The organism is uncultured Flavonifractor sp. (assembly GCF_944387675.1).
Taxonomy (GTDB): domain Bacteria; phylum Bacillota; class Clostridia; order Oscillospirales; family Oscillospiraceae; genus Flavonifractor.
On record NZ_CALXFV010000070.1, the window covers coordinates 1 to 11,939 of the forward strand.

Sequence of the window (11,939 nt, forward strand, 5' to 3'; positions counted from 1 at the left end):
TCACTGTAGGTCTCGGCGGTCTTGGACTCCTCCACGGTGATGACGCCGTCGTGGGAGACCTTCTCCATGGCCTCGGCAATCAGCTTGCCGATGGTCTCGTCGCTGGAAGACACCGCGCCTACCCGGGCGATGTCGTCAGAGCCGTTCACCTTCTGGCTGTTGGCCTTGATGGCCTCCACAGCGGCGGCGGTGGCCTTGGCAATGCCCTTCTTCATCACCATGGGGTTGGCGCCGGCGGCCAGATTCTTCAGACCCTCCCGAATGATGGCCTGGGCCAGCAGGGTGGCGGTGGTGGTGCCGTCGCCGGCCACGTCGTTGGTCTTGGTGGCCACTTCCTTCACCAGCTGGGCGCCCATGTTCTCAAAGGGATCATCCAGCTCAATCTCCTTGGCGATGGTCACACCGTCGTTGGTGATGAGGGGGGCGCCGAACTTCTTGTCCAGCACCACATTGCGGCCCTTGGGACCCATAGTGATTTTCACGGTGTCGGCCAGCTGGTTCACGCCCCGCTCCAGCGCGTGGCGGGCTTCCTCACCATAGCAGATAATCTTAGCCATAACGAATTACCTCCATTTGTAGCAGGCGGTCCGTGCCGCCCGGAAATCAGTGTTTGTACAGCAGTCAGGCAATCACTCGACAATCGCCAGAATGTCGCCCTGACGGACGATGGTATACTCCTCGCCGTCAATCTTCACCTCGGTGCCGGAGTACTTGCTGGTGATGACCTTGTCGCCGGGCTTGACGGTCATGGTCACTTCCTTGCCGTCCACCAGGCCGCCGGGGCCAACCTCAATGACTTGGGCCACCTCGGGCTTCTCCTTGGCGGCGCCGGTAAGAATGATGCCGCTCTTGGTCTTCTCTTCCGCTTCCACCAGCTTGATCACCACGCGGTCGGCAAGAGGCTTGAGTTTCATAGTAGGTTCCTCCTTACATCTATCTTGATTTTTCTTATTTGCAGTTCGTCTTGTTAGCACTCATTTTGCCGGAGTGCTAACCACAAGTAAGATAATACCCCTCCCGGCCAAAAAAATCAACCCCCTTTTTTGAGAAAAGAGGGCTGAATTTAAAAAAATTCAAGTTTTGTTCACAAACGTCCGGGAGGAGTGCTAACTCCAGGCGGCTCCGGCAGGGTAAAAGAAGTTCACTTTTTTCTCAGACAGGCAGGCGGAAAGGCGGCTGCTGTCCAGCCGCTCCCCATCCAGGTTGATGGGGTTGATCCGGTCGCAGGTGACGTGCAGTGTACGGCCCCGGCGGAGGATAACGCCGGGGATCTCCCCCGCCTCCCCCCGGGCAAACTTCCGAATCAGTGCCAGTACGGTGAGCCGGGAGACAGCCGGGATGACCAGAAAATTCAGCACTCCGTCATCGGGCAGGGCATCCGGGCTGGGATTGAAGCCGCCCCCATAGTACCGGCCGTTGCAGGCGCAGATCAGGGTAAACTCCTCCCCAGGCAGCAGCTCTCCGTCGATTTCCACCCGGTAGGGGCGGTGAATACCCTGAAGGATGGTGCGCACTGCGGAGAGCTGATAGGCCATGGTGCCGCTGACCAGAGGCAGCTTTTTAAAGTCGGCGGCGCCCAGTCCAATGCGGGCATCAAAACCGATGGAGCATACATTCAGGGCCAGCCGGCCGCCGCACTCGATCAGGTCCATGGGGGTCTGAGGGGCATCCAGCAGCTGGCGCAGGTCGTAAAACCGGCAGGCGTCCGGGCCGAACATCCGCAGAAAATCGTTGCCGGAGCCTGTGGGATAGTGGGTTACCGCCACGTGGCCGCGGCCTGCGGCGCCGTTCACCGCCTCGTTCAGGGTGCCGTCCCCGCCGCAGGCGTAAACCCGCAGGGCCTCTCCCCGCTCCGCCGCGGCCCGGACCAGCTGGAGGCCATGGCCGGCGTACTGGGTCACCTCCGCCTCCCAGGGCTCCCCCCGGGCGGACATAACCGCCCGGATCTTTTCCAGCAGCTCCCGGCTGCGGTCATACTTCCCGGCATAGGGGTTGATGAGAAACAGATGCTTCACGAACGCCCCCGCCTCCTTCTTCCGTTAGTGGTCAGCGCACCAAATCCGCCCCGTCATACGCCCCCCAGAGGGTGATACGCTGCTCCGCCCGGGCGATACGGGAGGCCAGGGCCGCCGCCTCCGCCCGGGTCATGGTACCCTTGGGATTAAAGGTCAGGTTGCTGTCCACCCCGGAAAGCAGACCCTTTTCATACAGGCTGTACACCGCATCGGCCCCCTCGGAGGTGGGCAGAATATCCGGAATGAAGACCCGTACCCGAACGGAATGGTTCAGCACCGGCATATTCTTCACCGGACTGGTGGCGGCAAAAATCTGGGCCATCTCCAGGCGGGTGGCGGGCCGCTCATAGTCCGACTGGGTGAACTGGCCGCTGCGGATGATGCCGCTGGCCACGCAATAATTTACCGCCCCGGTGTACCAGTAGGGCTTGGTCTGCCCGCTGCTTTTATGAAAACTGTCGTCCCGGTAGCGGCTCTCGATAGTGGCGGCCAGCTGCAGGGTTTCCGCCACAGTCATGGTCCCGTCCGGATGGAACCGATTATTCCCCACTCCTGAGATCAGCCCCACATTGTAGGCGATATCCACCCACAGGGCATACCATTCCTTCTGGGACACGTCGGAGAACTTGGGCAGCTTGCCCCGGGTCAGAGGGAACTGAGCCGACGGCACCCCTTTGCGCACCAGAATACCGGGCAGGTCGAACACCGGCACCCGGGTGACGCCGCCCGTCTTGTCCCGCAGGGTGAGCACCTGGACGCCCCCCTGCTCCTCCACCTTTACGCTGTCATAGGACAGCTCGTAGAGCACATTGGTGGCGCCGCCCGCCCCATCGGAAAAGGGCAGGATGCTTACCACCCCCCAGCCGCCCCCCTTCTGGGCCAGGTACAGGCCGCAGTCAATGGGCATCAGGGTATCATATTCCGGCTGGATCAGATAGGCGCCGTCCTGGCGGATGACCCCCAGCTTTCCATCCAGATTGACTGCGGCCATGCCCAGGGAGAAAGAGACGATGCTCCTGTACTGGAGGGGTATCACCACGTTCCGAGTTCCGTCCACGTAGCCCCACTTCCCGTTGAACTCACACTGGGCCAGTCCCTCGCTGTAGCCCCACACCGTGGCGCCGGGCGGGGCCGCAGAGGCGCCGGTCCCCAGCAGCAGGCACAGCGCCAACATCCATGTCCACACCCGCAGAGATCGTTTCGTTCCGCTTTTTCTCATATTATCCTCGCTTTTTTCCTCCGTAGAAAAACAGGTCGCATTTCAGCATTCCATTGTACAGCTTCCGCTTCTTTTCCGCCGGCCGGCCGAAGCTGCGCTCAAACTCCGTGTGGGAGGAGAGCACCTCCACCTGCCAGCCGCCGGGCAGATCCCGCACCGCCCGGCCGAAGGCCCGGTAGAGCGACTCCGCCTCCCGCTTCTCCAGCAGGCGCTCTCCATAGGGGGGGTTGGTCACCACCCGGCCATAGGGTTCCCTGCGGCAGAAGCCGGCGGCATCCGCTACCGAAAAGCGAACCGCATCCTCCACGTCGGCCTTCGCCGCGTTGTCCCTGGCCACCTCCACCGCTCTGGGATCCACATCCCCGCCCCAGATCTCATAGGCGCCGTGATACTCCCCGTCCATAGCCTCGTCCCCCGCCCGGAGCCACAGGCCACTGTCCAGCCACCGCCATTTCTGGGCGGAAAAGCTCCGGTTCAGGCCGGGCGCCCGGTTCTTTGCAATGAGCGCCGCCTCGATGGGGATGGTGCCTGAGCCGCAAAAGGGGTCGCAGAAGGGGTCTTTTCCCCGGTAGCGGGAGAGGAGCACCATGGCGGCGGCCAGGGTCTCCCGCAGGGGGGCGGCCACCCCCACCGCCCGGTAGCCCCGCTTGTGGAGGCCGGGTCCGGTGGTGTCCAGCATCAGGGTAACCTGGTCCTTCATAATGGAAAACTGCACCTGATACAGCACCCCGCTCTCCGGCAGGGTGTTCAGGCCGTATCTCTCCCCCAGCCGGGCGGCCAGGGCCTTTTTCAAAATGGACTGGCAGGCGGGTACTGCACGGAGCTGGGAATTGAGGGAGTAGCCCTTTACCGGAAAGGCGCCATCCCTGGGGATCATCTCCTCCCAGGGCAGCGCCCGGGCGCCCTCAAACAGGGCGTCGAAATCCCTGGCCTGATACCGGCCCAGTACCAGCAGCACCCGCTCCCCGGTGCGCAGGTTCAGATTCACCCGGGGGATATCCGCCGGCTTGGCCCCGCAGCACACCCGCCCGTTCTCCGCCCGCACCCAGGGCAGGCCCAGCCGGCGCAGCTCGTCGGCGCACAGGCCCTCCAGGCCGAACAGGGTGGGAATCAGCAGTTCCAGTTCTCTCATCGTCCGCTCCTCGCTCCATACCTTCTGCAATATGGTTAGAGTATACTCTATTTCCCCGCCGTTGGCAAATAGGGAAGCGAATTTTACTTTTCTTTTTGATAGAAATATGCTAGGATATCAGTACCACAAGAAAGGAGGCATGTCCATGCCCATACCGAGCATCCTTTGGCTGGCCGCCCTCATTGCCCTGCTGGTGCTGGAGGCAGCCACCGTGGGTTTGGTGTCCCTGTGGTTTGCCCTGGGGGCGCTGGCCGCTTTGGTTACCTCGTTTTTCGTGCACAATATCTGGGTGCAGTTCGGGGTGTTCCTGGCGGTGTCCCTGGTCAGCCTGCTCATCATCCGGCCCCTGGCCCGCCGCTACGTCACACCCAGGCAGGTGGCTACCAACGCCGACCGGGCGGTAGGTGCCGAGGGCGTGGTCACTGAGGCCATCGATAATCTGAAGGCCGCCGGTCAGGTCTCGGTCAGGGGGGCGGTATGGACCGCCCGCACGGAGGATGACGCAGTCATCCCCGCCGGTACCACCGTCAGAGTCCTGCGCATCGAGGGCGTCAAGCTGATTGTAACGCCTGTTCCCGTCTCCGCCCGCCAGGGCTGAGGGGCCATCATCTGAACCGCAAAAATTGGAGGAATGCATATGGATATCCCATTCACCCCTATTATCGTCATCATCCTGCTGGTGGTAATCATTCTGGTATTGGCCACCAACCTGAAAATTGTGCAGCAGTCCAAGGCCTACGTCATCGAGCGCATGGGCGCCTTCCACGCCGTGTGGGGGGTGGGCGTCCACTTCAAGATTCCCTTTATTGAACGGGTAGCCAAGGCTGTCTCTCTGAAAGAGCAGGTGGTGGATTTCGCTCCCCAGCCCGTGATCACCAAGGACAACGTCACCATGCAGATTGACACGGTGCTCTACTTCCAGATCACCGATCCCAAGCTGTATACCTACGGAGTGGAGCACCCCATGAGCGCCATTGAGAATCTGACCGCCACCACTCTGCGCAACATCATCGGCGATCTGGAGTTGGACCAGTCCCTTACCAGCCGTGACATCATCAACTCCAAGATGCGCTCCATTCTGGACGAGGCCACCGACCCCTGGGGCATCAAGGTCAACCGGGTGGAGCTGAAAAACATCATTCCCCCCCGTGAGATTCAGGACGCCATGGAGAAGCAGATGAAGGCCGAGCGGGAGCGCCGGGAGGCCATTCTCCAGGCCGAGGGCCAGAAGCAGAGCCAGATCCTGGTGGCGGAGGGCGAAAAGCAGTCTGTCATCCTCCGGGCCGACGCTGCCAAGCAGGCCGCCATCATGAAGGCCGAAGGTGAGGCGGAGGCCATTTTGAAGGTACAGCAGGCCACCGCTGAGGCGCTGAAGCTCCTCAACGAGGCCGGCCCCACCGACGCGGTGCTGAAAATCAAGGCTCTGGAGGCCTTTGCGGCCGCCGCCAACGGTCAGGCCACCAAGCTGATCATTCCCAGCGAGATTCAGGGGCTGGCGGGGCTGTGCGCCTCTGCCAAGGCCGCCTTTGAGTCTGGTGCCAACGGCAAGGCCTGAACCGGTTAGAAGCCGTGCGTCCAGCCGCTTTCTCGAGCTGGGGCGCTTTTGGACAAGCCGAGGGACCTGCAGCAAAATCGGCGCGCTGCCGCACCCTGTCATTGCCATGAGAAATGGCCGCCCCTTTCACGGGGCGGCCATTTGCCTTTTGCTGCAGGTCCCATTTGCTACTTTTTTGAGATGGGTGGTGGAACCACCGGGCTGTCGTCCTCAAAGGCGTCAAAGTAATCCTCGTCCCGGAGCTCCGGCTTGCGGTGGCGGATGGCCTCGCTGATAATGGGGTAGAGCACGATGGCCAGCAGGCCGCCGGAAAATCCGTTGTTGTAGAGGTTGAAGCCTTCCACCGGCGTACCCGCCCGCAGCACCACGGAGGAGTGAAGGAACCCGGCCAGCACACCGAAGGGCCAGCCGAAATACCCCGAGATGGGGGCCAGAGTGGTACCGAAAAGCAGGGCCAGCTGCACGCCGCTGTCGTTGATGTGCCAGTGCATACAGAAACCGCCCAGCACCACGCCGGCCATAATGGGAATGATGTTGCGGGCATGTTTGCCGAAGGCGGAGAAGCCCATGATGGTGAAGATTCCCCCCAGAGTGGGGCCGTTCAGGTCCCCGCCGGTACCCAGGATAAAGGCCATGCCGATCAGGCCGTTGACTCCCACATTGATCAGGGTGGGGGCGGCGCCGAACATCCGCAGGTAGTCGCTGGGCGCCCGGCCGGTGGTGAGCAGCAGCCGCCGGTAACCCGACCAGGCGGCCCAGCCCGGCCGGCCGCCGAAGAAAAGGCCCGCCGCAATCAGTACCGCGCAGAGCACCCCTAGGAAGATTCCCAATTCCCTGTTATAGCCGGTGGCCCAGTGGTGGGCAATGTTGGGATCGGCCCCCAGGGAGGTCATCACCGGTACCATAATGGTGGCCAGCAGGCCGCAGGCAAAGCCCATGTTGTACAGATTCATGCCGTTCTGGATCTTGTATGTATAGGCGGACAGAGGAGGCAGCACAAAGCCGATCATGGCCCCGATGAGCAGCGCCCACCAGATGTTTCCCCAGCCATTGTCCAGCGCGATATAGCTCACCACCGGCGACAGGGCCGTGGCTAGCAGGGACACGGAGGCGTACTTGCCGAAGGGTTCCTTCCGCAGCTTGGCGTACAGGAAAGTGCCGCCGATGATGGGCCAGATGTTGGCAATGTTTTTTCCAAAGAGGGCAAAACCCGCCATCAATCCGATCTCCACCAGCGTAAAGCCATTGAGGGGATCCTTGCTCAGCCGCAGGATTCCCAGGCTGATGAGGGTGACCAGGGCGGCGTTGGTGAAGGCCGCGCTGATGCCCGCGATCTTAATGTAGTCGGTGATGAGGGCGTCTTCCGTCAGGATAATCTTCCACAGGCCGGGCTGAATCTGGGCGGGATCTCCCAGAATAACCCCGACGGCAATGAGATAGGCCGCAAAGCAAATAACTGCGGGATAGATTTTGTGGTAGCGCATAGCATGTCCCCTCCGTCTCCCGGCGGCTGTTCTACCGGCCTTTGAAATATGCTCTGGTCTGTTCCGCGTTGCGCATGACCTCTTCCTTCAGAGCCGCCAGATCGGAAAATTTTCGTTCCCCCCGCAGCCGCTTGTAAAACTCCATACGCACCGACTGTCCATACAAATCCCCGGAGAAATCCAGGATGAAGCCCTCCACTGTCACCTTGTCGCCGTCGTCCACCGTGGGGCGCACACCGATATTGGTCACCGCCGGGCGGCTCTCTCCGTTCTCAAACCACACCCGGGTGGCGTACACCCCATAGGCGGGAACAAGCACGCCGGGCTGGAAGCGCAGATTTACCGTAGGAAAGCCCAGGGTGGACCCCAGCTTTTTCCCGTGGATCACCGTATCCGTCAGGGTGTGGGGGTGGCCCAAAAAGTCGTTGGCCCGCTCCATTTCCCCCTGGGCGATAAGGGTTCGGATGTAGGTGGAGGAGACGGTGATGTGATCCCGCTCCACCTTGGGGATGATGTCGCAGCCCAGGCCCAGCTCTCCGCACAGCTGAACCAGCCGCTCCGGATTGCCCTCTCCCTTGTAGCCAAAGTGGAAATCGTGGCCCGCCACCAGGTGTACCGCCCCGTTTTCTCCCACCAGGTAGTCGGTGACAAACTGCTGCCAGGGCATGTGCATCATCCGCTCGTCAAAGTGGGCCACAATCACATCCCGGATCCCGTAGCACCGCCGCATCAGCTCCGCCCGGTCCAGGGGGGAGCTGAGCAGCGGCACCCCGGAGGTCTTCAAAATCAGGTTCTCCGGATGGGTGTCAAAGGTCACCGCCGCCGGCACCGCGTTCAGCTGTTCTGCCAGCTCCCCCACCCGGCGAAGCAGGGCGCCGTGGCCCAGATGGACCCCGTCAAAAAATCCCAGGGCAATTACCCGTCTGTCTTGCCGCATTTCTCTACACCTCGAAAAAACTTTTGATGGTGGTCAGCCGGTTCCCTTCCGCCCGGCTCAGGGCCAGGAAGGCCCCATCCACGCCATAGAGGCGGTATTCGCCATCGTCCAGCGCCATAGGAAGGGTGAGAACGGCACCGCTGCGCACCTTCTTCTCCGCCTGGGGACTCTTAAGCACCAGCATGGGCCGCCCGGCAAAGCAGGTATCCACCGGCAGCAGCAACTCCGCCGGGTCAGAAGCCGCCTGGAGCTGTTCCAGGGTCACCGCTCCCTCCAGGCCGTAGTCTCCTACCCGGGTGCGGCGCAGGGCGGCCATGCACCCTCCGCAGCCCAGGACCTCTCCGATATCGTGGCACAGGGTGCGCACATAGGTACCCTTGGAGCAGACCACTTTCAGATACCAGAGGTTTTCCCCCTGGGGAAAACCCGCCGGAATCCGGTCCAGCACCTCCAGACTGTGGATGGTCACCATCCTGGGCGCCCGCTCCACCTCCTGCCCCGCCCGGGCCAGTTGGTAGAGCTTTTTGCCCTGAATTTTGATGGCGGAATACATGGGGGGAATCTGGGCAATCTTCCCCCGGAATCCCTCCAGCGCTCTCTCCAGCGCGGCCCGCCCCACGTGGACCGGCCGGGTCTCCGCCACCTCCCCGGTGGTGTCCTGGGTGTTGGTAACCACCCCCAGCCGCAGGGCGGTCAGGTATTCCTTCTCCCCCTCCACGGCAAACTCCACCGCCCGGGTGGCCCGACCCACAAACACCGGCAGCACGCCGGTGGCCATAGGGTCCAGGGTTCCGCCGTGACCGATGCGCTTCTCGTGCAGAATCCCCCGTAGCTTGGCACAGACATCCATGCTGGTCCAGTCAGAGGGTTTGTCGATGATAATGACGCCGTTAGCCATCCGCTTCCACCTGGCGGACAGCTGCCAGAATCTGCGTCTCCGCCTTCTCCAGGCCGCCCGGTACCGTACAGCCGGCAGCGGCGGCATGGCCGCCGCCGCCCAGCAGGGCGCATACCTTCGTGGCGTTCAGCCCGCCGCTGGTGCGGACCGACAGCTTGCAGCCCCCCTCTTCCAGCTCCCGAATGGTGACGGAGGTCTCCACCCCCTCAATCTGACCCAGGAAGGCGGCGATATCCTCCATATCCTCCTCGGTGGCGCCCGCCTCGTCCATCAGGGACAGAGATACCGGCGCCACGGCAATCTTTCCATCCTCATAGCGGTGCATCCGCTCCACAATCAGCCGCTCCACCTGGAGCCGCGCCCAGGTTTTGGTGCGGAAATGGCGCTTGTTCAAAGGGAACACATCCAGCCCGGTATCCATCAGGGCGGCGGCCACCCGGTGCGTGTCCGCAGTGGTGTTGCCGTACTGGAAGCAGCCGGTATCGGTGGATACCGCCACATACAGGGGTACGGCGGTCTGCCTGTTTACCTGCCCCAGCTCCCTCAGAATCTCATAAAGAATTTCCCCGCAGGCCGCCCTTCCGGCGTCCAGGCAGGTTTCCTTCGCAAAAAACTCCTGGGAGGGGTGGTGATCAATGGCCAGGTCAACCCCTCGCTCCAGCCAGGGCTTCCCCGCCTGGGTAAACAGTCCCCGGGCGGCGATATCCACACTGACCACGGCATCGGGTATATAGTCGTCCGGAGCCAGCAGTCCCGCCAGGTAGGGGGTAAACAGGTGGGTTTCCCCGGTACCGGGGCAGATGTGGGCGGTTTTTCCCAGCCCCCGCAGACCCAGGCACAGGGCTGCGGCGCAGCCGATGGTGTCCCCGTCGGGGCGCTTGTGGGTGAGAATCAGATAGCGGTCATGGCCCTTGAGCCAGGCCGCGGCTTCCTGTATGGTCATGGCTTATTCCTCGCTGTCCAGGTCAATGTGGGCGTTGGCGGGATTGGCAGGCTTTACCACCTCCGGGTCCCGCAGCAGGCTCAGAATATGGGCGCCGGTGTGGATGGAGTCGTCCTCCACAAAAATCAGCTCCGGCGTGTACCGCAGCTGTAAGGCCCGGCCCAGCTCCCGCCGCAGATAACCGCCGGCGGATTTCAGCCCCTTCACCACTTCTTTCACATCGCTCTTGTCCAGCACACTGACGTAGATCTTGCTGTAGCGCAGATCCGTGGTGGTATCCACCGCCGTAATAGACACCAGCCCGTGGACCCGGGGATCCTTTACCGTGCGGATGAGGGCGGACAGCTCCCGCTGAATTTCCTCGTTGATACGTCCGATTCGATTGCTTGCCATGGTTATCTCCTATCATGCAATACAGACCCGTCCCCTCCTCAAATGACTTGGGGACGGAACGGGTCTGATTTGATTGTTTCTGATGATCCCTCGATCTGCTCCATCTCGTCGTCGCAAACACCACGCCGCTCCATCAGGTAGGCCTCAATGATGTCGCCTGCTCCCAAACGATGCGCCACATCCACATCGTTTGGGAGCCCTCAAATGACACTTGCTCGGGCGAAGTAAATTCGCCCTGCGCCAAGGTTTTGCCTAATGGCAAAACGCTTGTGCGGCGCAAGCGCCGCCCCGCCTGCGGCGGGTCCCAAGGAAGGCGACAAGCAGCCTCTCCTATCCCAGAGAAGCACTTACACCTCTATCTGCTCCATCAGGTAGGCCTCAATGATGTCGCCTTCCTTGATGTCCTGGAACTTCTCAAAGGTAATGCCGCACTCGTAGCCCTGAGCGACTTCCTTCACACTGTCCTTGAAGCGCTGGAGGGAGGCGATGGCACCGTCGTAAATAACAATGTTGTCTCGGAGCAACCGCATCTGCGCGCCCCGCTGCATCTTGCCCTCGGTGACGTAACAGCCGGCCACCATACCCACGCCGGTAATCCGGAACACATTGCGCACCTCGGCCTGGCCCAAGTCCACTTCCTTGAACTTGGGGGCCAGCATACCCTTCATGGCGGTCTCAATCTCGTTGATGCAGTCGTAGATCACCCGGTACATCCGCATATCCACCTTGTTCCGGGCGGCGGTGTCCTTGGCGTTGTTGTCCGGGCGGACATTGAAGCCCACGATGATGGCGTTGGAGGTGGTGGCCAGCATGACGTCGCTTTCGCTGATGGCGCCCACGGCGCAGTGGATGACCCGCACCCGCACCTCGTCGTTGGAGATTTTCTCCAGGCTGGCCTTCACCGCCTCGGCGGAACCCTGCACGTCGGCCTTCACGATGATGTTCAGGTCCTTCATCTCGCCCTGCTTGATCTGGCTGAACAGATCCTCCAGGCTCACCTTGCCCACCGGGGCGGAGGATGCCATTTTCTGCTCATGCTTGCGCTGCTCCACCAGCTCACGGGCCATGCGCTCGTCGGCCACGGCATGGAAGTCGTCGCCGGCGCCAGGCACCTCGCCCATACCGATGATCTCCACAGGCACGGAGGGACCGGCCTCTGTAACCTTCTCTCCCTTGGCGTTGGCCATAGCCCGGACACGGCCCACGGCGGTGCCGGCGATAATGACATCGCCCTGATGGAGGGTGCCGTTCTGCACCAGCAGGGTGGCCACGGGACCCCGGCCCTTGTCCAGCCGGGCCTCGATGACGGCTCCGTGGGCGGAGCGGTTGGGGTTGGCCTTCAGCTCCTGCATCTCGGCGGTCA

General features: G+C 62.0%; 14 protein-coding genes. 2 read left to right on the forward strand and 12 right to left on the reverse strand.

Annotation, left to right across the window (positions count from 1 at the left end; translation table 11 throughout):
* The 5 genes from Q0J74_RS07655 to Q0J74_RS07675 all read right to left on the reverse strand — a co-directional run.
* Positions 1 to 557: TCP-1/cpn60 chaperonin family protein (locus Q0J74_RS07655; protein ID WP_297212911.1), on the reverse strand; the 557-nt coding region annotated here is incomplete at its 3' end.
* A gap of 72 nt (positions 558 to 629) precedes the next feature.
* Positions 630 to 914, reverse strand: a complete 285-nt coding sequence (locus Q0J74_RS07660) for a co-chaperone GroES (protein WP_297212913.1) — start codon at positions 912 to 914, stop codon at positions 630 to 632.
* A 192-nt stretch (positions 915 to 1,106) separates the two neighbouring features.
* Complete coding sequence (locus tag Q0J74_RS07665; protein WP_297212915.1) at positions 1,107 to 2,015, reverse strand: diacylglycerol/lipid kinase family protein; 909 nt, start codon at positions 2,013 to 2,015, stop codon at positions 1,107 to 1,109.
* 31 nt (positions 2,016 to 2,046) lie between these two features.
* Positions 2,047 to 3,189, reverse strand: a complete 1,143-nt coding sequence (locus Q0J74_RS07670; protein WP_297212917.1) for an S-layer homology domain-containing protein — start codon at positions 3,187 to 3,189, stop codon at positions 2,047 to 2,049.
* Between the two features lie 46 nt (positions 3,190 to 3,235).
* Positions 3,236 to 4,366, reverse strand: coding sequence for a THUMP domain-containing class I SAM-dependent RNA methyltransferase (locus Q0J74_RS07675; RefSeq protein WP_297212919.1), 1,131 nt, complete (start codon positions 4,364 to 4,366; stop codon positions 3,236 to 3,238).
* A gap of 145 nt (positions 4,367 to 4,511) precedes the next feature.
* Here Q0J74_RS07675 and Q0J74_RS07680 point away from each other — a divergent pair, with 145 nt between their 5' ends.
* Positions 4,512 to 4,964 (forward strand): NfeD family protein, encoded by a 453-nt coding sequence (locus Q0J74_RS07680; protein WP_297212921.1) that lies wholly within the window; start codon positions 4,512 to 4,514, stop codon positions 4,962 to 4,964.
* A gap of 39 nt (positions 4,965 to 5,003) precedes the next feature.
* Positions 5,004 to 5,921, forward strand: coding sequence for an SPFH domain-containing protein (locus Q0J74_RS07685; RefSeq protein ID WP_297212922.1), 918 nt, complete (start codon positions 5,004 to 5,006; stop codon positions 5,919 to 5,921).
* Between the two features lie 167 nt (positions 5,922 to 6,088).
* On the opposite strand, the gene Q0J74_RS07690 is transcribed toward Q0J74_RS07685, so the two are convergent.
* The 7 genes from Q0J74_RS07690 to infB form a co-directional block, all read right to left on the reverse strand.
* Positions 6,089 to 7,405: a DUF1576 domain-containing protein gene (locus tag Q0J74_RS07690; protein WP_297212924.1), complete on the reverse strand. Its 1,317-nt coding sequence runs from the start codon at positions 7,403 to 7,405 to the stop codon at positions 6,089 to 6,091.
* A 31-nt stretch (positions 7,406 to 7,436) separates the two neighbouring features.
* Positions 7,437 to 8,342 (reverse strand): riboflavin biosynthesis protein RibF, encoded by a 906-nt coding sequence (gene ribF, locus Q0J74_RS07695; protein WP_297212926.1) that lies wholly within the window; start codon positions 8,340 to 8,342, stop codon positions 7,437 to 7,439.
* A 4-nt stretch (positions 8,343 to 8,346) separates the two neighbouring features.
* Positions 8,347 to 9,240 carry a tRNA pseudouridine(55) synthase TruB gene (gene truB / locus Q0J74_RS07700; RefSeq protein WP_297212928.1) on the reverse strand — a complete coding sequence of 298 codons (894 nt, stop codon included), beginning with the start codon at positions 9,238 to 9,240 and terminating at the stop codon, positions 8,347 to 8,349.
* Positions 9,233 to 10,183 carry a DHH family phosphoesterase gene (locus tag Q0J74_RS07705; RefSeq protein WP_297212930.1) on the reverse strand — a complete coding sequence of 317 codons (951 nt, stop codon included), beginning with the start codon at positions 10,181 to 10,183 and terminating at the stop codon, positions 9,233 to 9,235. The genes truB and Q0J74_RS07705 overlap by 8 nt, the downstream gene beginning before the upstream one ends.
* 3 nt (positions 10,184 to 10,186) lie before the next feature.
* Complete coding sequence (rbfA, locus tag Q0J74_RS07710) at positions 10,187 to 10,576, reverse strand: 30S ribosome-binding factor RbfA (RefSeq protein ID WP_297212932.1); 390 nt, start codon at positions 10,574 to 10,576, stop codon at positions 10,187 to 10,189.
* A 38-nt stretch (positions 10,577 to 10,614) separates the two neighbouring features.
* Positions 10,615 to 10,743: a hypothetical protein gene (locus Q0J74_RS07715; protein ID WP_297212934.1), complete on the reverse strand. Its 129-nt coding sequence runs from the start codon at positions 10,741 to 10,743 to the stop codon at positions 10,615 to 10,617.
* Between the two features lie 180 nt (positions 10,744 to 10,923).
* A partial coding sequence (gene infB, locus Q0J74_RS07720) for a translation initiation factor IF-2 (protein WP_297212936.1) occupies positions 10,924 to 11,939 on the reverse strand: 1,016 nt, incomplete at its 5' end.